Source organism: Pseudomonas sp. Au-Pse12, from assembly GCF_021341665.1.
GTDB lineage: Bacteria > Pseudomonadota > Gammaproteobacteria > Pseudomonadales > Pseudomonadaceae > Aquipseudomonas.
Genome location: NZ_JAJTTH010000001.1, coordinates 698,574 through 719,685 on the forward strand (window position 1 = coordinate 698,574; position 21,112 = coordinate 719,685).

Here is a 21,112-nt window from a genome sequence, read left to right on the forward strand (position 1 = left end):
CGGTGCCGTCCATAGCCATGTGGATGATCAGAAGTAACTCAGGGTGACTCGGTAAGCGCGTTGCGAATCATCATTCTGACTGAGAGCAATGCCTTTTCCTGTAGGACTTAAAGAACGCCAGACGACCACGTCGTGATCCATTCTGGCAGTGACCAGCGAAGTCATTTCGCTGCGCTCACATTGGACCGACAGGGAGGAGGGGGAGGATGCATGAACGGGGGAGTTGAGAGGCTGACATTGAGCTGCTTCAACGATTGCTCCACGGAATTGAATCTCTCCTTTGGTGATGGTTTCCGCGCTGGCTCGACTTAGTGAAAGAGGGCCGATGAGCAATGCAAGTAACACCATTAGACCGCGTTGGGTGGCATTCATGGGTTTCTCCTGCTGAGTACTGGACCGAGAACCGGACCAGGCTACTGCTATCTATTTCAACGGCACCTTTTGAATAAACTTTAGGGTTGCTCATTGAATTTAGTTGGCAATTTCAACGGAGAACACATGTTGCTTGGTTAATTAGAGATCAACCTCTTTTATTTAACGATATGTGGCGAGTCTTACTCAGTGCGAATATCGAACAGTGTCTCGCAAAGGAGCAGATCCACCTATCTGCGGTATTAACAATTGCAACTCGGCAAGATCTGGAAAAGGGGCATGACAGATCTTGACCTTGCCGCAACGAATGACGGAGCCGGGGACCAGTTGATCACTACTGTAGATCAATGCTGCCAGTATTTGCGGGTTATCAAGGCAATATGCCAAGGGGTCGAAGCTGTCATGCTGGCTGAACTTTTCATTGATGATCAGTGCATCAAAAGGGTCGTCGGCGTACTCCACCAAACGCAGCAACTCCATCACGGACTGCACCGGCGCGATCCGGTGAAAGCCCAGTTGGTTCAATGTCCTTTCAATTCGCAAACGGAAAAAATGCTGTTCATCAGCGATAAGAATTCGTGAAGCCTTATGTATCATTTCTGCGGCCCTGCGCGGTCAGGTATGGAGCGGGCGAGAACCCACTCCTACAATTGCCTAGTCTAGGGACAGCATTTATTAATTAATATAAGACTAATATTAAAAACACAAAAACATATACCACACAGATCAGAGAGTGCCGCCAAACAAGGTCCCTTATAACTGAAATCAGCTAATAAATAGCTGTCATCATTCACAAAAAACCATGCCAATACACAACTAATAACCTACGACTGTGCAGGGTTTTTCGGCTTGAGTGCGCAGCCCGGCAGAAAATAGCCTGTGCATATTAACTACACTAAATAACCATTTAGTTTAGTTATAAGCCGAACCGCTCGGATTCCAGGAGGAAAGGCCGAACCGCTCTAGCGCCGGAGATTGCCTGGATAACGCCGGGTTGTCATCATGCGCGCTCTTTAACACTCAAAGGGACAGGGATCGCCGCAATGCCCATTTATCTAGCAGCTGAAAGTGAATTGAAGGTAGGCCAGGAACTGGTGCTCGAGGCGCCTGCGGAGGAAGGTTCCTTCGCCGTGGTTTTTGAAGACGACGGAGACACCGGCTATTTCTACGCCCTGGATACGGCGGCTGGCGACAACCCAATTAACGATGCGCTGCATATCTACAACGTCGCCGATGTTTCTGACAGAGATAAGCCCTCGGTGGTGAAGATCGGCTGGTCGATCGATCACTGCAAGGCGGTGCTGCTGATTAATGATTATCCCCACGCGGTATTTGATTTCGATGCCAAGCAAGGATATTGCCGATCCGGATTCCCGCCGCAGGTCGGCAAAGGTTGGTCCGAAGCGGGTCACCAGTGGGATGAAGCGGCGCTAACGTTGTTTGCCTGATGAAAAGCCGGGTGTGGCCCTCCTTTAAAATTGGTCAAACGCTCCAGCCCTTGTAGTACTGGGCTTTCAGCGATTATGACTTTTGAAAATGGCTGAAAGCCAGAGCGTAGCGGGGGATTTGGCCACTTCAAAAGGAAATCAGGTTGCCCCCGTAAATGCGGAGGTTGCGGAAAATTTCTGGTATCGCGGATTATCCGTAGATCAGTAACATGCTGATAAACATAAGCTTTTTTTAGAAGTTGAGATCCTTCAGGGCTAGAGGAATCGGTCAGTTCTAAAAGTCAGAAACACCGGCCCTTATCGCTCTACTTATCCGCTGCCCTAGGGGCATCTGTTGACAACAGAGTAGTGAAGGGGATGTCGAAATCGGCCAACGTTTATCACACACAGGGTAGGCACCCTCCGCGCCCCAATTCGCTGGAACACCGTGGTCGCATTTGCGTTCTAAGCCTGCCCGAATGAGATGGTAGGGAGGGGCAAAAGGCCCGATCTCCCACACCCTCGAATGTCGAGCGCACCTCACCATGCCGAAATTAGGCTGATCTCCTAGGCGAAACTGCACGCATCAATATTTAGTTAAGGCAGTTTTTCCGCATTACAACCGCCTGATGTAACGGAAAATATGGTGCCTACGAGCCTAGATCGTAGTGGTGAGTCATTTTTTTGGCAGTCGTTCTTATTCGGCAGACTAACGAACAATGAATGGTAAGAAAAACCGTGGAACTGTCGCGCACAATCACACCCGCTCAAATTGAGCACGATTCATGCACCTAGGCGCAAGCTTGAACTTCTCTGAATAGAATTGGCTTTTATCAATAATTGATTTTCTGTACAGCCAACGAAAAACAATATTGAAGAAAATTCACAGCCTAGCAACTGTGGCGCTTTCAAGTTGATGGCGTGCTTATTGCTTTAAAGAAGGCCATCAATATATGCGATATCCCACTATGCTCCTAAATTAATAATTCAATATTAGGCTAAATGTAGCGCCAATTATATGACCGTTGACAAGCTCACCGGTAGCGCCGTTATGCTTTTGCACTTTCCGGTAATTTTCCAGGTGCTGAGGCCTTATGCTGCAACCCATCGTTGAAGGGAATTTAGTTAGTTTTGAAGAGAAGGTATATCGCGTATCAGCTTGTGGAGCTGACGGCACCGTCACCCTGAAAAGCCTGGAGACCGAACACTCGTTCGATGTGCCCTTCACTCAGGTGACTTTGGTCGAGATTGATGAGGAAAAGTATCAGATACACAATGATCGCCGCTTGATCTGGATGGAGCAAACCGATGTAAATCCCAAAGAACTGGCAATTGCTTCGGAGCGATCAAAAAACATTAATGAATACCTGCAAGGTACGATTTCCAGAGAGCAACTGGTCGAAAAGATCGGCGCCTCGGAAACAACGACTCGACGTCTATTGAAGCGATTTGATCCGGAGCTCGGAGCCGTTTCTCTTGTTAGGAGTATCAGAGGGCGCAAGAAGAATTCGCGATTGCTCTCTGACATCCAAGAAAAAATCATGGAGAAAGCAATTTCGAAACGACTCAAGGACAAGACGAAAAAACTAGAGACGTTCACTTCCCTTTGGGAATATGTCGATTCCCTTTGCCACACCATGGGGGTTAAAACCCCAAGTATCAATGCGCTGAAGAAAAGGCTTGAATCGTTCGGAGAGAAAGCAATCTACTCCCTTCGGCATGGCAAGGAGGCGATGCTTCAGAAGTTTGATCTCAAACCAGGAATGATCGATGTAGATACCATTCTTACCATGGTGCAAATCGATCACACGCGGGTGGATGTCATTATCTGCGATGAGCATGGTCGACCCCTTATGCGGCCTTGGCTGACTGTAGTAATCGAACTTAAGAGCCGCGTCATTCTTGGTTACTATCTTGCTCTTCATCCACCCAGCGCAGTTAGCGTTGCCATGGCCATGCTTTCTGCTTGTTTCCCAAAGCAAGATTTTCCGGTCGCGCTTGGTGGCGGCCTGAATACCCGCCACAGGTTCTGGGGCGTTCCAAGAGCAGTGGGCATGGATAACGCCGCAGAATTCACTAGCCCAGAACTTGAGGCGAACTTGAAATATTACAACATAGAGCCTTTGCTACGTCCCATTGGTAAAAAACATTATGGGGGGCACGTTGAACGGATTATCGGCACGCTGATGGGAAAGGTGCATCTTCTGCCAGGCACCACCTACTCGAATGTGTTGAAAAAGGCAGATTATGACTCCGCCAAACATTCAGCCATGACGTTCTCAGCATTTTGTGAGTGGTTCGCGAATGAAGTCGCTATCTATCACGGCCGTGCCCATGAGGGACTGAACAGGCTTGCGCCGTTTGAAGTCTGGGATGCAGAGATGGGCAAGAATGGTAAGGATTATATCCAGCCTATGCCGGGAAATTTTAGAACCTTTGCTCTTGACTTCTTCCCTAGCATAATTCGAACAGTTCAACCAAAGGGTGTCGAATTCAGCCGGTCTTTCTACTCTTCGGCAATACTGAGAAGGCTGGTTGGTCAGCGCCTCTCGTTTAAATACAATCCGTTGAACCTGTCAAAGATATGGTTGCGCCAGGATGGTCGATATCATGAGGTTCCCTATTCAGATCTTACGAAAGCACCTATCTCTTACAGCGAGTACTGGGCTTTTGCGCGACCGCGCGACCGTCGCCCCGGCATGCTGGTGGACGAAGAGTTGCACCAAGTTCGCCTAGAGAACTACGAACTAGTTGAGAGCTCCAAAGCAGCGACAAAGCGACTTCGGCAGAATGTCGCCAAAAAAGTTACGGCCGCCGAAACCATGTCTTTCCTGATCTACGGCGGCGAAGGTAGTTCGCTGCAGCTGTCCACTAAAGAACCAAGCGCCGACCAAACGCGCAAAAAACTGAACTGGGAGGGTTGATGATGGTAGGTGAACATTTGCATGAGAGCCGACGTTATGCATTGGCTCTGTCAGACGAGGAGCGTTGCCAGATCATTCGGCAGGACATAAAAATCAACACGGAACATCTCCTGACCGTTTCAAACATTGTTCACAACATGCTTAGTATCGTACGGGGTAGCACGGAAGCTCCGTGCCTATTGGTGTCTGCTGGTTCCAATCACGGTAAAACAACAATCTGTAATGCGATAAGGGGTATGGATGAATCTTGGAGCCATAAAATCAGGTATGTGAGCTTCGTCAAAGACACTGAAAAAACTAAGCCTATGATGAAGCTTTTGGCTGCTTTGGGAATGGAGGCCGGTAGGGCAGGAATTCCTATTAGTATGGTGGCGGAGTATTGCATCGCCAATGATATTCGCGCTGTGTTTATGGATGAGTTTCATGACGCTCTCAAGGGGCTCTCCAAGGGAGAGCAGGATACATTTCTTTCTTTGCTACGAGGTTTGTGTGGGGCCCCTGCGTATCTGAGCTTTTTTATATTCGGTATTGATGAAGCTTACAACGCTCTCGCGATTGATCCTCAGTATGTTCGCCGATTTGAGCTTTACGAGCTTTCTCCATGGGCTAGGGCAGATGCGGAGTATCTTAACTTCCTAGACACATGGGAGGAAATCGCTCCCTTAGCTAAGAAATCACATCTGTCCTCCAAGGCCATTGCGGATTACATTTATAGCAAAACCTCTGGCGTGATTGGTAATATTTGCTCACTACTTCGCGCGGCTGGATGTTTGGCCGTCACATGGGGGGACGAGAAAATTACTCTTGAAGGCCTGCAAGCCTCTACTAAATCCAAATGGAATACCCGCGTAACGCGGCCAAGTATTATCGAATGAGGTATCTATTATGTCCAAAACAGTATCGGGCTGAACGCTGCATTGAAAATAGCTTCTCCGACAACGTATCTGCAATGCTAGGTGGTAACTCACAAACGGGGAAGACCACAGTTGCGAAAAGACTAATCAAAAATGCAGATCGGGCGCGCGTCTATACAGCCTATGTGCCTGGAAGCTTTACCAAAGCATATGGCAACGTCGAATTGGCATTCTCGGCAGCTTTGGGATTACCTGTAACCAGTGATTTTATGTCCTTTCATAATATCGAGCGTGCGCTTAGAGATTTGATTGGTGGTCGAGAGTTTTGGCTGGTTTTTGACGATGCGGATGTGCACTTTGGTGGCGGTGCGGAACAACGCAATGCCTCTATAAGTTTAATCCGAACCTTGATCTGGAGTTTTCCAGGTGTAAAACTATTGTTTGTGGGCAGGATCGATATTTTTATTGGTACACTGAGAGGTATCGTTCCCGATAAGCCACGCTACGTCACCATAGATGCGTGGCAACATGATAAATCGGCGCGGGTCTTCATCACTCAAATCGGTAGAACATACGGCTTCAAACCTTCCCAATTGACTGACGATTACTTTATCAGCCGTCTTCTGGAGAAGTCGAGCGGCGCCAGTGGCGCGATCATTAAAATTTTCCAGGCATTAGCGCGACACTCTCGTTATAAGACTTACCCTTATTTACCTGCTGAGTGCCTGCGTAATCTGTGGAATTTCTAATTTGTTTGACGAATTTACTTCGGGGTTAGCGCCCCGCTTCATTCTGGGAGAAACACTGCTTTCCTGGGTGATGCGGGGCCTCGCTCGAAACAGAATCCAGAATCCTCATATGTTCCGTGAGGCCATTAATCGGGCCTTTTCCAACCCCAGGCATGTGGTTCCCGGATTTGTAGAGCCATGGCCTTTTCCTGCATTCGAGGACATCGAATTTGATTGTAACTGTGAGCTTTTCAAGGTGATAAGTGCCACCTACGGTACCGATGTAGGTTCCCTTACGAGGATATTTGCGCCACAGCAGTCCTCATTGCTTCACATCCACTTTCGGCACTCATACTGCTATGAGTGCCTGATCGAAAGCATGATGAACACTGGATTTCCCATCTGGCGCCAATCTTGGTGCTACACGACCAGCTCATATTGTGTCGCTCACAAACGCGCGCTGATGAGGCCCCGTGATACGTTTTCCCCTGAGAGACGTATCTGGGATGCCTATCTCTACTCAACTACTGTACGACCAACGAAGGACTCATTTTTTGATCGTCGGATTGCAGGAATCACAATCCGCGTGCAGCAATGGATGGAGTCTCTGGTACCTGGGCAGGCTCTCACCGAGGGAGTAGAAACTCTATATGGGTTGCTGCTTGCGAAGCGAACGGCATTCGCACCAGGTGGTGTAGCTTCGGCAGGATTTTCTCGCTCCCAACAGGTTCTGTGCAGATTCAAGCTGGATCTGTGTGAGCGTATTGAGTACGGATTGCATGACAGTCATCCCTACCAGCGAATGGGTGCGTTGCTCGTGGTCGGGTGGTTGAGCGGTATTGTATCCCAGGCCGAGATAGCCTACTTGGGGCAATACGACCATTGCGTCCGCAGAACCCTACCATCCTCACCACAGCAGTTGGCGCACTTGATGACCATGCTGCTTACCGCAGAGGAAATGAGTTTTCTTCGAGGGAAATTGGCCAAGCTCGAAGCGGTATCCTCCACTTCGATGTCAAGCTTTTTGGAAGCGCTCGATGGAGCAGTGCTGCGCTCGCTGCGCACACGGAGGTCGAAGCGTTAAATCTGACTCGACTCGTCGTTCGTGCGGAAGGAGAGATTGCGCTGTTCGCGCGTTAGCTGGAGAGGTCGAGTTAGGCCGGAGAGATTGGTTTCGAGATCGTGTCCCAGGAAGTGGTGTAACTCATCATGGCTCTGGCCATTGAGCTTGCCGTTTAGTTGATCACGGCCGACAACTTGGCCTGTGGATTATCGCTGACCGCCTCGAAGGCCTCCAACTGCATATATCTCCGTTGTAGGCACCACTCGTCGTTCTGTTCCAGCAGCATCGCCCCCACCAGTCGCGTGATGGCCGGATCGTTGGGGAAAATCCCAACCACATCGATGCGGCGTTTGATCTCAGCGTTAAACCGTTCAAGCGGATTGGTGCCGTGCAGTTGCTGCCGGTGAGCCTTGGGAAAGGCCATGTGCGCCAACACTTCATCCTCGCAGCCGTCCATGAGCGCCGCGATCTTGGGGTACTTCTCACGCAGTTGATCAGCGACCAAGCGCCATTGCTGATGGCATTCGGCACGGCTGTCCTGAGCGAAGACCGTGCGCAGCAGAGCCGCGACCATGGTGCTCCGCTTGCGTATCCATGTTGAGCGCGCTTGACGGGCGCTGTTTGAGGCCTTTAAACCTGCGGCTCAATCCATCTCTAAAACGTAACGGCAGTAGCCACAGATCCTATCGTCATCATCCCCTTCGTCTTCATCCAGCGTGGTGCCGCACTGTCTGCATTCTGGAGCTTTAGGGCCATCCCCACAGATGGCGCATTTCTCTTCTTCGATGACGTATGAGTTGCGTAAGCAGTGGTCACAAACTTCCAATGGGTCTTCCCCACCCTGTGTAGCGGCAATGTAGAGGTCGGCGAAGTAGCGTCCTGTGATCATCGAGTCCACTACATCCACAAAGGATGAGCTGGCATCGCATCGGGTGCAATGGAAAGACACAGTCGAAAGGGAGTCGAGATCTCCCGTCGCTTTCACCAGCTCTGCTCTGCAGTATGGGCAGCTCAGATGTTCTGTTGCGCAGGCAAGGATGTCTGTTGGCCAACTGACGCATGCCAGTGTTTCCATGCAGATTTTTCGTTCGCGTTCGTAGAACGCTTCGTGCTCTGTCAGGAAACCCCATACTTCTGGGCCTAGCAGGCTGATAGGGCTTACCTCAAGATACCGAGGTACAAACTGCTGTATGAGGTAAAAGCAGTTCGCAACGGTTTCCAGGAGCACCGCCGTAGGGCGAGTGGTGTGGTAATGCTCAACCTCATTCCTGGTTTTGGTGAGGGTTTCGAGCAAACTCCACTCTACGTCATCCACACCCAAGCCCTTAAGGCGAGAAATTATCGAAGCGACGTCAACGGTTTTGGCTCCGCTTCCGACCCACAAAGTTTCGCCGTCTGGGCCTACAATGGGGGTCACTCTCTCTTTGAGCAGTGCTTCTTTGGAGCCGGGTGGGCTAAGGGCCTGTAGCTTCACTTTAAAAAGCAGTAACAGGCCTGCTGTTAGGTTACGGATGGAGGAGAGGGCACGAGCCTCATCCTCAGCAGCAGTCTTGAAATCCTCTACCCCAAGCCGAATTGAGTTCACAGCGTTTTGTAGCATCGTCATCCGTATCACCTTTATGAGCAAAATGCCGGTACGAGTGGACAGTTGAAAAGGCCATCGAAGCAGCTACTGCCTGGAGGCATAGGATCCATCGAGTGGCTTGTTACTGCTGACCTTGGTGATGGACTGCTCAAGCACTGTCGACGATGTGTTAAATGATCGGTCTTCCTTGTCTCCCGAGTTCACATTGTGAGCAATCATGGCGCCCTTCTGGCGCTCCGATAGCTCCTCCAGCTCTCTGATCCTTCTGTCCTTCTCGAGGTGCTTGGATTTTTCGGCAGCTGTCATCGACCTCTGCTCCTCAAGCGCTTCGGCTATTGCCGAATACTCACTCAGAAGCTCAGCATTCTCCTCGGTGGCTTTCTCGAGCCCCAGGTGGGCTTTCTTCAGCTTACGTTCTTGATCCGCCGATTTTTCCTCAAGCGATTCGAGCTGATCTTGCAGCGCTTTCAGATCAGCCTTGAGCTGTTTCAGCTTCTGATTTTTCCGCTTCTTTTCTACTGCGTGCTTGTTCGTTTCAGTCGTTTTCTGATCGGCTCGCTCCTGATCAATCAAAGCGTCGACTTGGTCGGGCGTCATTTCGATGAGCAAGCGACTGTTTTTTTTACCTGGTAGGACGACCCTGGTTAGGGCAAAAAAATGCGGCTCTAGCCAATCGAAATTCCATCCTTTCGGATACTTTTCTCCCGACTCAAACACCTGGCGCAGGGTGCGTGAGATGGTTTCCCCAGTGTCTTTACTCATGGTTGTCTATGCCTTTTTAGTCATTGTCTGACAGTGGTTGGAGCAGGTACATCAGCGGCAGCTGTGGCGAAGAAGCTACGCAGACTGCCGCTGGGATTACTCTCCTTGGGGAATGGCCTGACTACCGAAGCTTCACCATTTATTGGCCAGGTAGGGCCGGAGGTCTTCCAGGGCCGGAGGAAGCTTCTTGTGACAGACCATGCCGAGGTAAGTCGCTGCCCGGGTGGCCCCTACATACAGGAATCGCTGGAACAGAGTAGGCTTGGCTTCTACGAGCTCATCCAGCCCGATGAAGAACACTGCTTCGAACTCGAGCCCCTTGATATGTTGGACATCAAACACCCGGATATCTGATTGGTTACCCAGTGACTGCCCATCGACGCAGGGAGCTGCAATCAGACTCCTGCTCTCCAGTTTTTTAGTAAGCGCATCGGCGACGGGTTTCACCTGCGCCTCGGATGCGACCAGGACGGCAATCGTAGGCACCGGCTCATTTTTGGAGCGGATCTGATCTTCGATCTCGAAGATCCTCTCGGCGACCCAGGTCACGACGTCTTCACCGCGGAGGTTCTCGCCTAGCACAGGCGATACACCTTCGTGAGAGGAGTGTTCCGGCAGGCTGCCTACGGCTTGAGTGTCTCCATCCATGTGGTCAAGCAGTTTGGTGGCAAAGCTGTTCAACAGACGACTCTGCCGATACACCGTGTTGATTCGCTGTGGCTTGAGGCGTGGGGAAATCCACCCGAGCTGGTTGAGGTGCTTGAGGCCATTCCCTGTGATCCGTTGGTTGAAGTCTCCGCACGCGAAGAACGATTCAATGGACGGATCGGTAAGGCTCTCCATGCAAGCAAGCTGTAGGAGCGAGAAGTCCGTGGCTTCGTCCACTAGGACTTGCTGCAGGAACTGGCTTGAGATCCTGGCCAACTCGGTGAAGCGAGGTTCGTCGATATGCCGCTTCACAAAATCTTGGCGGATCAATTCGCGAGCGGATCGAAGCATGAGGAGAAGAATTGCGTCGAGCTCTGTCTCATCGATGTGGGAAGCGTGCTCTGGCCGCTGATAGCTATAGCGATCGAGCGTAACGCTGTCGCGGCGGAATGCTCTGTAGCTTGCTGGAACATCAAGGATGTAGCGTTTCCAGGCGTCCCTAAACCGCCGTAAGGCGTTCTGAAAGCACATCTCTCGTCCGAGCGTTTCAAGCCATTGATCTGAAGGGACTCGATCCCCGAGCCAGTCTCGTAGCTGAGCTGCGCGGCTTGCCTTACCTAAATTGCTATCGCGGTAACGAGTACGCGCATAGGCCTGGAGAAACTTTCGGTAAGCTTTAAATGCTTTGAGCTCTGCCGTGTGTGATGGGGTAGGAGAGCCTTCTTCAGCGCTATCATCATCAAATTCGGAACCGTCTTCGTCCTCATCATCATTCTGGCCGAGGCCATCGAGGAAAGTGGCCATTTCCGCAAATACAGACTTGTTGCGATTGTGAAGAAGGTTGCCTTGCTTCTGGATCAGGTCATCTGTGGTTGAGCGGCTAGCTTTAAGCATAGGATCAATCCGCGTCTCGAGATGGTTCCAGTCGGCATAGGCGCTCAGCAATCCTTCTGGTCGAAGTCCATCTGACATTGCAAATAGCTTGTGCACCACCGCATCTACCAGGTTCGGGGCCGAATCTCGTAGTAAAATTGCGCCTTCCTTCAGAGATGCGAGGAGGCGGCTTTGGTGAAGAGCTTTGAAATCAGCAAACCACTGGCGCGGATCATCGTTGATGTCCACCGGGGCGAATTGGCAATCCTCCTTGAGAATGCATGTGCCTCCGTTGCCCGTCTTCAGGATTCCAAATGTCGACCTTGCCAGTTCATGTCGGCGCTTACTCCAGGTCTTGATGTGCTCATCCGAAGCCGGCACATTCTCTCGATTGAAGGCCTCTTTGACGTAATGCTTTAAAAGGTCTGACGGCGTGAACATCATCCAGCGTGAGCGCTTAGATTGTGGGCCCAGCAGAAGGCGTTCTTCCTGGCTAAGCGCTTCCCAGTCCAGCTTCTGGCCAAGACGTTTGATCAAGGTTGTTGTTTTTCCTGTGCCAGGTGGGCCAAGGATGATGAGCTGGTGGTCTACAGAAAGGCGGAAGATTTCGTCCTGGAATTTGTCGAGGATCGCTTGGTCTCGAAGGGCCATAGCGTTTCGGATCTCGTGACGTACACCTTCCCGGATCTTCTCGGTTTCAGAACTGCCGGCGAGCATTGCAAAAAAAGAACCGCTTTCGTCGTCCGGCTGAATTACCTTGCGAAGAGAGGGGATCGTCTGAGGTGCTGAGCGTTCTTGCTGCCAAATGCTATCGATTGAGTCCCAGAGCTCAGCGCTTTTCTGAGGCTTTAACTCGAGTTTATCCAAGACGCGGTAGCTGACTTTTTTGCCCGCTATCTCTAAATCAACGTCATCACCTGCGCCGTGGGCAGCCAAGCGACCGAAAGGAGAGCGGTAACCTGCTAGCTTGCCGTGATTGAGGATGAATCCTCCAGTCGTGCGACAGATGTAGTACGTCTCAACCTGGCCTTTCTCATTCTCCACCACTATCCGCGACACAGCCGGCTCTCGAACGAGGCTTATCAGTGACTTGGTCACGTCATCCGAGATGGAAGCAATCTGCTCGACGGCCGCCGCGCCAGTGAAGGTATTGACGACGGCCAAAGCCTCCGAGGCTTCGCGACTTCCGGTGGCGAGCTGCTTGGAAGCAATTTGTTCAATTTGTTGGAACGAATCTAACGCGTCATTGGCAATTTTCTCGGCATCGCTGGAACTCATTGAAGCTCTCCCTGTTTCGAACGGTCGTGGCCTGAGCGTAAGGCGGCGAGTGAGCAGCTTCCTTGGCTCAAGATGACAATGTCTGTCGGCTGATCCAAATCCTAAATCTTGGCAGCGGGAGTTGCTAGCGAATTGCCATGAGTGAGTTCGATTTAACGTGAACCGGCATCCAACCATACTCGCGGTCGGTCGACGACATGATTCTGGAGCGCGTGGTGCTTCTAGAGCTAAGCATCACGTCCTCAAATGACACCTGGTTGGTCACGTGGCCTGCAGGGCCGGTGAGCCAACTAAGCCAGCAAGCAGACATTCGAGACGCGCAATCGAAGTTGATATGCACCTGAGCATAGGTGGAGGTAGCTCGCTCTTGATCAACCCCTGCATACTGGGTTGGGTTCGCTGAACGCCATTTGTATCCAAGGCTGCAGTTTGATAGAGCGTCGCGCGAGCAGAGATGACATCACCACTCTCCATTTGCTGCAGCAGTTGGACGTAGATATCTGGGCGGATCTGCGCTGATGCAGAGATCGCACCGGCACCGCCAAGGGCAAAGTTTGTGAAGAGGCCTCTCACACCATCAGCGAGCAGTTTATAGGCTAAGCATTGAAGGGCGTCGATATCGATCTGCTCGTCCGGGATAACTACCCAGGCGAGCCCAGTTCGTATGCAACTACCAGCTAGCCAAGCTCTGTGATCCAAAGTATTTCTCGGGCATCATTACAATCCTTGACCCTCAGGCCGGCCAGCGCACTCGTACAGCCCAAGCGCCGCAGAAGTCTTCGAGAAGGGCTCGCAGCGTGAAGACCTACAAAAATCCCCATAACGGTGAGGTAGTCGAGACTAAAGGAGGAAGTCACAAGCTCCTTAAGCAATGGAAGACTGAGTATAATGCTGAGGAGATCGAGTCCTGGGTGGCCTAGACAGGCTCGGTGGGCTTCGGATAGTGCGGGGCATCGCTACGATGCCCCAGGTGGTGGCAGATCTGCTAGGTCACTTGTGCAGTGCTCAGTGAGTTATTTGCAGTCCTGTTCGAACTCTTCGAGCATGTCAGCCCTGATCAGCGCTTCCGGATCTTCGGCATGAACGGCATCGACCCTGCTTTGGACGCATGCATCAGTGTTATTGCTTGGCGCTGATGCCACTACATGAACAGTGCTGGGCACTACCTGCGCAGGTTGAATGGCCTGACCAACCGCGGGGATGTCAACTATGGTCACGTGATCAATTGCGTAACCACCACCACCGGAACGGCTAGGTGTCTCGAAGTCTGGTATCTCATCTACTGGACTCCCCCAGCCCCAATTGCGATCTATCAAGGCCATCTTCCCTGGGTACTGACTGCGGCGATCAGTTGGCAGGTTGACCACCGTGCTGACGATCTGACCAGCGTTCCAAACCAATACGGCTTCAAGATCACCATTTCGGTCGTAAATTCGCTCCTGGCCATGCTTTACGACGGCATCTTGATGAGCCTGACCTCCTCGAGCTACACCTTGATACCTGCCAACCTCTTTATCGCCGACCCATGTGTACGCAGTCGCACTGACCAGTCGCCCTTTATTCCATTGCAGCTCCCGAAGCAGGTGGCCTTCGTCGTCCCAATATTGCTCTAGGCCGTCATTGCTGAGGTCGCTGGCGATGTACTCATTTACGTCTTCCTTGATCGCCAAGCGGCTAACATGGTGGACGTGCTGACCACCGTAACTGTACTCATCTACGGTGCGGGCACGCAGTTTTCCATGCTCGAATTCGCTCAACTCCGTTACATTGCCGCGGGCGTCAAAACGCTTCTGAGTGCCATGGAGATCGCCGCCCATGTAGTTCTCTTCACGGGAGACGTAGAAGCGGTTGCCATCGAGACCGAACGACTTCTGGGGGCCATTGTATTTACCGGCTAGGTAGGTTCGATGATCGGTACCACGATTGTCGAATCCTGTTTGCTTGCCGTTTTCCCACTCGAGGTCAGCGATGAGCTCATTTCCCTGGCCATCCCAGGCACGCTCCCTACCTTCCTTTCGACCGGAAACGTAGTGAACCTCTAAAATTCGCTCCCCGCTCTCAGGGTTGAACTGCTCCTGCAGTCCATCTTGCTGACCCTGTTTCCAATTCCCTTCAGCAGTCTTCTTCCCGGTTTTAGCATCGAATTTTTCTTCTTCGCCGTCTCGTTTCCCGGCTTTAAAGTGACCTACACCTAACAATTGACCAGAATTGTCTGAACAGCGCATCTCACCATCAGGCAGTCCCTTCTTGAAGTCGACCTCGCAGGAGCCCACGCTGAAAAGCCCCAAAACCGACATGGGGTAATTAACTACGCGCCCTGTAAAAGGATCATCCGCATGGATTTTGTAAAGCAGCCCTTGGATTTCTTGGGTCTGGCGTTTGTCGATTTCCTCTGTGAAGCAACCGGAAAGGCTGAGAGAGGCGACGGCGATCGCACTTAGTGCGAAATAGCGGCGAGCAATGATAGACACCAGAATCTCCTTATCCCCGTACCGGCCCATGCCGATCTGAAAGGAATACATTGTAGGGAAGGCGCGAGATGATTCCAATGTGCCATCCCGCGTCGCTCAACGTTTTCCCGGCAAGGCAGGGTGATGCCGTTGCTAAAGAGGCTGGCGTTACGAAGCTGGCTCATGCTGGACGCTTGCGTATCGAGAAGGCTATCCGTCACTGCCGAGAAGCGTAGGGGCGGAGAGAGGCTTGAAGGGCTTGATCAGTCAAGCCCTTCGTTCCTCAACGGGCGACGAGCCTCGTTGATTAGGCTGATGTTCCAGGCTAGAAGGAATATCACAGACCTCCTGATTCCCCAGAGAACTCCGGATACGCATGATCGACACAGATGGCCATACCGAGCAGGGCGGGTTGAGAGCATCTTGCCCAGATGCATTCCTTATCGCATTCACCGCCATGAAACCTGACGAAAAAACCTCGCCGTAAGGGCAGGTCGTTGAAGGATGACCATTGCTCAGGCGCGGCTACTTTGATAGCGAGATCGCTTCGGCCGTCGACATCGATTTGCCAACTGGTCTGACACTGATCGCAACGGTAAAGGTGCACTAGAGAACGCTCTTCCAGGAATGTGAAGCCTCTACGAAAATCCTGTTCAGACTCGCCATAGCTGACGCAATCTTCTAGTTCTGGACAACGACACTGCATAGGTCATTACTCCTAAAGCATGCAATCCAGGGGCTGACGTATACAACCCGCTCAAGACCATGCTCACCAATAATGGGGGCGTTCACTCCAAGAACGCGAGTTCAGTTTGCATTGAGTTACGTTCCCTACCGCTGCCAGCTCTCTTGAACTGTGGTCTTCTGCGGCAGAGCATTTCTGGAGTGATCAGAAGGCCTGGCAGACCATCATCTTGCTGCAGCTCCGCGATCTCGATCTTTAGCTTACTCAGCAGCTCTGACGGAGGTTTGCCGGTATCTTCGCTAAGGGTCAGCATGAGCAGGGTAAGGGGACTGAGATCTAGGCGCCGACTAATCTGATCGAGCTTGTCCAGTGTGATGCTCGACTTACCTAGCTCAAGCTTCGATAGATACGTGCGGCTAGTCGTATCCGCAAAGTCTCGCCGAGAAATGTCCCGTTTGTGACGTAGGGCCCGAAGAACGCTGGCGAAGGAAGTCTTGAGAGCCATGCAGCGATTTCGGCGGGTTGGCAATCAATGATCATCGTCCATTTCCTAAAGCCTGGTCGATAGGAGACTACGTATTGAACCCGAAGCCTACCATGACTGGGAACAGAGCATCCGACCAGTAAAAATCGACGACGCGCTAGTGCGCGTGTATGGCCCCTGCGGTGATCCAAGAAAAAGGAGGTGCACAATGGGCGCGAGGTTGACCGTCCCAAATGAAGACCTCATCTGGCAAGCAGCCTGTGCGCACATCGGGAGAGACGGCTGGCAGCAGCTTGTCGCTGATCTACTCCGTAACCACGGGAAGAGACCAAGTCGGAATTTGTTACGGTATCTGCGCCGTGAATGGGTCGGCGTGAAGGGTCTAGAGGCTCTCCAAGGGGCTCTGGAAGCTACAGATCTGAGCTGGCCTGCCTTTGATGATATGCCCAAGCATGTGGCAATCCTTGAGTGCTATCGGTGGTATCTAGCTCACAGGTTACTTCATGCCTTGCCCCCAAAGGGCGTACCGGATGGCGCTAAACCCCTTCGTGTTGAGCTCGATATGGGGCTGTGAGATTGAAATTCAGGAGTCATTGGATATCCCCTAGTGATAGCCGCTGTTTCGATGCTGGCCGGAACTTTACTCAGCTCCGAGGCACAAGCACGTGCCCTCGCTCGGATCCTGTCCGTCAGCTCTGGACAGGGCAGTAAGATTCACGGTGCTCAGCGTTCGTACCGCCGCAAAAGTGGTAGACGCTCAATGGTCATCTTTCCACAGTCTGCTAACCGTCGACTGCCCAAGTCCCAGCAGCCCCGCAGTCTCCACCTGCGTTTTCCCCTCAGCCTTGCACTTAAGCACTGCCGCCCGGTTGATCTCTTTCGAGCGGATGCGCGGATGCACCGAGTGAAGCTTCCCATCCCTGAACTCGCCGTCGAGGCTGTCTAGGACACCTAGCTTTTCCAGTCTGCCAAGCTCGCCGGCCAAATCTTTCAAAAACTCCTTGGGTGTCTGACGGCGCGCATGGGAGGAGGCCGCGGCGAGGAGAGCGACTAGATCTATGTCGAGAACTGCAGATATGTTTTCGAGGGTGGAGAGGGTAGGACTGCTTTTAGCGTGTTCGATATTGCTGAGCTGACGAGGCTCTACCCGACCATGGAAGTCCTCCTGGGAGAGATTCTGGGCTGCGCGCGACAGCCTCAGGACAGCGGCGAGTGGTTCTCTCAGCGACATTTGGAGCATCCAAAGCTGAGGATAAAGCCATATTGCACGCTTCCGCTCCATGCAATATAGTGCCTGGAGAGAATGCATAGGCACTGTGCCTGAGTTTTGATGGGAGTACTGGGAACCCCTCAATACATCTCATCGGCATGCCCATGCGCTCGCCGCGCTGATAGATACGGTGCGCGTCAATTTACTGCTAAATCCTCAAGAGCCAGCGTTTGCGAATCAGAATTTACTCAGACCTACACGCCGAGTTTCACCGTTTCGACCCGCCGCCCCTCGATGCTGGGGTTGACCTGATAATCCTCGCCGGCGACATCAACAAAAAGGCCAGTGGCATCCACTGGGCAAACGAGACCTTCGCCTGCCAAGTCGCTTACATCGCAGGGAACCACGAGTACTACGACGGCCACATCGATCGCACCTTGCAGAAAATGAAGGACTCCTCGGCCGGCCATGTCCACGTGCTGGAGAACGAAGCCTTGGTTCTGGACAACGTCAGGATCCTGGGTACAACTGCTTGGACTGACTTCACCGCCACAGGGGATCAGATCGCGGCTAGCAGCGCTGCCAGGCAGTGCATGAACGATTTCAAGTACATCAGGGCCGACTCGAACTACAGACGGTTGAGAGCGGATGACCTAGTTGCCCGAAATCACATCGCCAGGGACTGGCTCACTCAAGAGCTTGCTCGACCGTTTGGCGGCAAACGGTGGTGGTCACCCACCATGCACCATCCCCCATTTTGATCGATGAGAAGCATGAAGGGCATCTGACCGCCGCGTACACGAACGACTGGCCGCGCCTGATCGAGAAGGCCCATGTATGGGTGTTCGGTCACACGCATGAGGTTACAGATGTTGCGTTGGCGGGCTGCAGAGTAGTGTCGAACCCCGGTGGCTACTCGGGGGAGAGTACTGGTTTTGACCCATTCTTTGAGATTGAAATTTGATGTCGGATTCTGCGAAAGCCCTGGATTTTCTTGACCTCCGAGAGAGCACGCCACTGAATACGGATGTGCCCACGGAAGTCGTTCGGGCACAGCGCCAGGACTGGGGCGTCATCGTTGATGCGTACTTGTCCCAGGCTGGGCGCGTTGGCCAGCGGTATGCAGCCACGGTCTTCAGCGATCTATCTGGCGTCAACGCGAATGGGATGACCATTGCCACCCCCCCTTTGCAGCTTGTGAAGGAGAGGGCTGGATTCAAGCTCATGCGTAGTGTCAGTGGGAACGATCACTTCGTGATTACAAGCGAGATGGGCACATAGCCGATTGCTTTCACGCCCGGTACTGGATAAAGCGCAACCCCGTTTAACTTGGCTTCCCTGGCTCAACTAGGGGGCGATTCATGCGAGTGATTCAAACCACGGGTTTCGCTCGTCTCAAGTTCTTGGCAGCTAGGGTGATTCCGCTGCCGCTCCGTAGATTAATGTGCCTAAGGAAGATGCATGTCCAATCTCAAGAAGCTCACGCTGACTGTCAAGAATTTTAATCTCAAAGCCAGTGCCGATCTTGACACGCTATATGACACGGTTCGTTGCGAAGATGACCTAGGAAATACTTTTCACTTTAAAGAGGTCATGATGCTCGACTACCTCAAGCGCCATGGTGCTATGTTGACCGACACGCCGAGAACTTGGTATTTCAAGCACCTCACCAAGAAGTCAATTGTTTTGGTGGCAGTTGGAAAGCCCGATGGGAAAGTAGAATATGATCTTGATCATATGAGGCTTGTTGCAAGGTCAAGCGTTTTGAAAGGAATTGCGATGGCTGTGGCCGCGGTTCCAGCAGGGATCATTATTGCAACTGCCACCTACGGTCTCGGGCTATTGTTTATTCCAATGGCGCTTTTCTACAGCTATAGGACTGTCTTCAAGATCCCGCGCATGTTGCGTCGCAAGACTCTGGTGAGCGATTTGGCGCAACACGGCGTTGTCGTTCGCTAGCCGTATTATCTTAAAGGTGCCTATGATCAATCCTCATTTCCTTTAGGATACTTTGATGATTGCGGCGGTGATTTTTGATGTCTTCGGTACGCTTGTTGAAATCCAGAACCGTCAAAATCCATACAGGCAGCTCCTGCGCCTGGGCGTAAAGCAAGGCCGCGTGGCATCCTCTGACGACCTTCGGTGGATCATGACCCATGACGCTGGGTTCCAGGAAGCCGCGGATGCCCTGGGAATCAACCTAGGCTCTGGAGATCTGGCAGAACTGAAGGATGCTCTTGAGCTCGAGCTGCAGTCTATTCGGGTGTTTGATGATGCCTGGGCAGCGATTGAGCTACTCAGAGCATCGGGCATAAAAGTTGGTGTCTGTTCGAATCTGGCAGGGCCCTATTGCCAAGAGGTACGGCGTTTGGTTCCGGGCCTTGATGCCTATGCTCTTAGCGCAGAGTGCAGCATGATGAAGCCTGACCCTGTCATTTACCGATGGGTATGCTCAATGCTTGGTATTGAATCCGGGTACATAATGGAACCGAAGCATGGGCGGGTCTTCATGGTGGGCGACTCAAAGAAATGCGACGAGCAAGGGCCGCGTGCCTGCGGAATTATGGGTATACATCTGGATCGCTCAGGGGCGGGACGGTTTCGGGACTTGCTTGAGTTCGCCAGGGCAATAGTCGCAAAGGATTCGTACTGATCCACCTTTTTGGACGCGCCTGCTGTAATGGCGGGTGAGTAACGAAACAAGCGAGGGAAGATATTGAGCCGGAATAGTACGGCCCATAGTCATTCCGAGGTTTAAGCATGACCAGGCCTGAAATTGTTGCGCCATGCACTGCCCACGTGATTGCTTGTTGGAGCGTTGAGCATCGCAGTTTCATCGCTTGGTACCAGCAGATATGTCGGGTCGCAAACCAGGTGTATGGGAGCTCCACGCTCAGAGCTGGTTGGATGGAAGCTCCAAGAGTAGGGTTTGGCCATCAAGCCCCATGCATCCTGTTGTCCACTCCAACAGGGTATTCAGTGATCTATAAATGGCTCATGCGCCTCGATCACGGGATCAGCATCTAACTAATGGAAATGTAAAAGGCCTCATCGGTAAGATGAGGCCTTGTTCACTAGTTAACGAGCCTTCGGATACCAGTTACTGTCACCCGCGGTGATTTCGCCTGGATTGTATCCATAGCGGATTTTGAGCACGGCTTTCAGTTCGGCATAGTTGCCAGAGAGTGTGTCCTGAATCATGGACACATAAAGGTCGAACGAAGGGTGCTTGCGCCAGTATTCACCATAGATCGCCTTCGACAGAGAGCGATCAAACCATCCGCGCACCAGCAACAGCAAGCCTTCCAGCCGTGCCTCGAGGTCCTCTGCGCAGAGCGCCTGGTCACGGCCATCACGCTTCATCACTTCGCGCTGAGCATAGTGAGCAGGGCTGTAGCTCAAAGCTTCGCTCGCCTCATGGAAGCGCTCATGAATCTCTCGATGAGCTTCGCGATCTTCTTTGAGGTCAGCTGCGAAGCTGAACTCGCAGAACGAGCATTTGCTCACGCCATCGGAATCAGGAGAGGTGTGGGCGTGAAGCATGAGCCATTGGTCATACCGGCGGGTCGCTTCGTGGTAGTTCCTGACGCCCAGCTCCTGGATGGCAGCCTTGTCTTGACGCTGACCGAGCTTGAGGGAGGGATACGTGTCTTTCAGCGCTTTAGCGACACGTTTAACTTGCTTGATGTGGCTGTAGGTAACCTGCATTGTGCAGCTCCTGGAGGGGCTGGCCTGGCGTCCACTACAAGGTAACCTGATAAGAGTCAGG

Annotated in this window: 16 protein-coding genes and 3 pseudogenes; 9 read left to right on the forward strand and 10 right to left on the reverse strand. The window is 52.2% G+C overall.

Annotated elements, in window-relative coordinates; genetic code table 11:
• Positions 1 to 27: 27 nt before the first annotated feature.
• Positions 28 to 372: a hypothetical protein gene (locus LXM55_RS03095; protein ID WP_233318476.1), complete on the reverse strand. Its 345-nt coding sequence runs from the start codon at positions 370 to 372 to the stop codon at positions 28 to 30.
• A gap of 186 nt (positions 373 to 558) precedes the next feature.
• Entirely contained in the window at positions 559 to 897 is a 339-nt protein-coding gene (locus LXM55_RS03100; protein ID WP_233318478.1) for a response regulator, read from the reverse strand.
• A gap of 518 nt (positions 898 to 1,415) precedes the next feature.
• Between LXM55_RS03100 and LXM55_RS03105 the strand changes: the two genes are divergently transcribed.
• The 5 genes from LXM55_RS03105 (at position 1,416) to LXM55_RS03125 (ending at position 7,389) form a co-directional block, all read left to right on the forward strand.
• Entirely contained in the window at positions 1,416 to 1,820 is a 405-nt protein-coding gene (locus LXM55_RS03105; RefSeq protein WP_233318480.1) for a DUF2251 domain-containing protein, read from the forward strand.
• A 1,073-nt stretch (positions 1,821 to 2,893) separates the two neighbouring features.
• Complete coding sequence (locus tag LXM55_RS03110; RefSeq protein ID WP_233318483.1) at positions 2,894 to 4,723, forward strand: Mu transposase C-terminal domain-containing protein; 1,830 nt, start codon at positions 2,894 to 2,896, stop codon at positions 4,721 to 4,723.
• Positions 4,723 to 5,598 carry a TniB family NTP-binding protein gene (locus LXM55_RS03115; RefSeq protein WP_233318485.1) on the forward strand — a complete coding sequence of 292 codons (876 nt, stop codon included), beginning with the start codon at positions 4,723 to 4,725 and terminating at the stop codon, positions 5,596 to 5,598. Before LXM55_RS03110 ends, LXM55_RS03115 begins: the two co-directional genes overlap by 1 nt.
• Entirely contained in the window at positions 5,595 to 6,326 is a 732-nt protein-coding gene (locus LXM55_RS03120) for an ATP-binding protein (RefSeq protein WP_233318486.1), read from the forward strand. Before LXM55_RS03115 ends, LXM55_RS03120 begins: the two co-directional genes overlap by 4 nt.
• A gap of 1 nt (position 6,327) precedes the next feature.
• The gene (locus LXM55_RS03125; protein ID WP_233318487.1) at positions 6,328 to 7,389 is read left to right on the forward strand and encodes a TniQ family protein; all 1,062 of its coding nucleotides are present in this window, start codon (positions 6,328 to 6,330) and stop codon (positions 7,387 to 7,389) included.
• A gap of 151 nt (positions 7,390 to 7,540) precedes the next feature.
• Here the strand turns inward: LXM55_RS03125 and LXM55_RS03130 are convergent.
• The 4 genes and pseudogenes from LXM55_RS03130 to LXM55_RS03145 form a co-directional block, all read right to left on the reverse strand.
• A pseudogene (locus LXM55_RS03130) lies at positions 7,541 to 8,005 on the reverse strand (transposase); the annotation flags it as partial.
• Positions 8,006 to 8,011: 6 nt separating this feature from the next.
• Complete coding sequence (locus LXM55_RS03135) at positions 8,012 to 8,974, reverse strand: hypothetical protein (protein WP_233318488.1); 963 nt, start codon at positions 8,972 to 8,974, stop codon at positions 8,012 to 8,014.
• A 63-nt stretch (positions 8,975 to 9,037) separates the two neighbouring features.
• Positions 9,038 to 9,715, reverse strand: coding sequence for a hypothetical protein (locus LXM55_RS03140; protein ID WP_060839261.1), 678 nt, complete (start codon positions 9,713 to 9,715; stop codon positions 9,038 to 9,040).
• A gap of 132 nt (positions 9,716 to 9,847) precedes the next feature.
• Positions 9,848 to 12,514: an ATP-binding domain-containing protein gene (locus LXM55_RS03145; protein ID WP_233318489.1), complete on the reverse strand. Its 2,667-nt coding sequence runs from the start codon at positions 12,512 to 12,514 to the stop codon at positions 9,848 to 9,850.
• Between the two features lie 713 nt (positions 12,515 to 13,227).
• Between LXM55_RS03145 and LXM55_RS03150 the strand changes: the two are divergent.
• Positions 13,228 to 13,434 (forward strand): annotated as a pseudogene (locus tag LXM55_RS03150) (histone-like nucleoid-structuring protein, MvaT/MvaU family); the annotation flags it as partial.
• Between the two features lie 93 nt (positions 13,435 to 13,527).
• Here LXM55_RS03150 and LXM55_RS03155 read toward each other — a convergent pair.
• The 3 genes from LXM55_RS03155 to LXM55_RS03165 form a co-directional block, all read right to left on the reverse strand.
• Positions 13,528 to 14,985 (reverse strand): toxin-antitoxin system YwqK family antitoxin, encoded by a 1,458-nt coding sequence (locus LXM55_RS03155; protein WP_233318490.1) that lies wholly within the window; start codon positions 14,983 to 14,985, stop codon positions 13,528 to 13,530.
• A gap of 767 nt (positions 14,986 to 15,752) precedes the next feature.
• Positions 15,753 to 16,154, reverse strand: a complete 402-nt coding sequence (locus LXM55_RS03160) for a helix-turn-helix domain-containing protein (RefSeq protein WP_233318491.1) — start codon at positions 16,152 to 16,154, stop codon at positions 15,753 to 15,755.
• Between the two features lie 736 nt (positions 16,155 to 16,890).
• Complete coding sequence (locus LXM55_RS03165) at positions 16,891 to 17,364, reverse strand: helix-turn-helix domain-containing protein (RefSeq protein ID WP_233318492.1); 474 nt, start codon at positions 17,362 to 17,364, stop codon at positions 16,891 to 16,893.
• A 209-nt stretch (positions 17,365 to 17,573) separates the two neighbouring features.
• Between LXM55_RS03165 and LXM55_RS03170 the strand changes: the two are divergent.
• The 3 genes and pseudogenes from LXM55_RS03170 (at position 17,574) to LXM55_RS03185 (ending at position 19,996) form a co-directional block, all read left to right on the forward strand.
• Positions 17,574 to 18,307, forward strand: a pseudogene (locus LXM55_RS03170) (metallophosphoesterase family protein).
• A 497-nt stretch (positions 18,308 to 18,804) separates the two neighbouring features.
• Positions 18,805 to 19,302, forward strand: coding sequence for a hypothetical protein (locus tag LXM55_RS03180; RefSeq protein ID WP_233318493.1), 498 nt, complete (start codon positions 18,805 to 18,807; stop codon positions 19,300 to 19,302).
• Between the two features lie 55 nt (positions 19,303 to 19,357).
• Positions 19,358 to 19,996, forward strand: coding sequence for an HAD family hydrolase (locus LXM55_RS03185; RefSeq protein WP_233318494.1), 639 nt, complete (start codon positions 19,358 to 19,360; stop codon positions 19,994 to 19,996).
• 425 nt (positions 19,997 to 20,421) lie between these two features.
• Here the strand turns inward: LXM55_RS03185 and LXM55_RS03195 are convergent, their stop codons facing one another.
• Positions 20,422 to 21,051, reverse strand: coding sequence for a hypothetical protein (locus tag LXM55_RS03195; RefSeq protein WP_233318495.1), 630 nt, complete (start codon positions 21,049 to 21,051; stop codon positions 20,422 to 20,424).
• Positions 21,052 to 21,112: the final 61 nt, after the last annotated feature.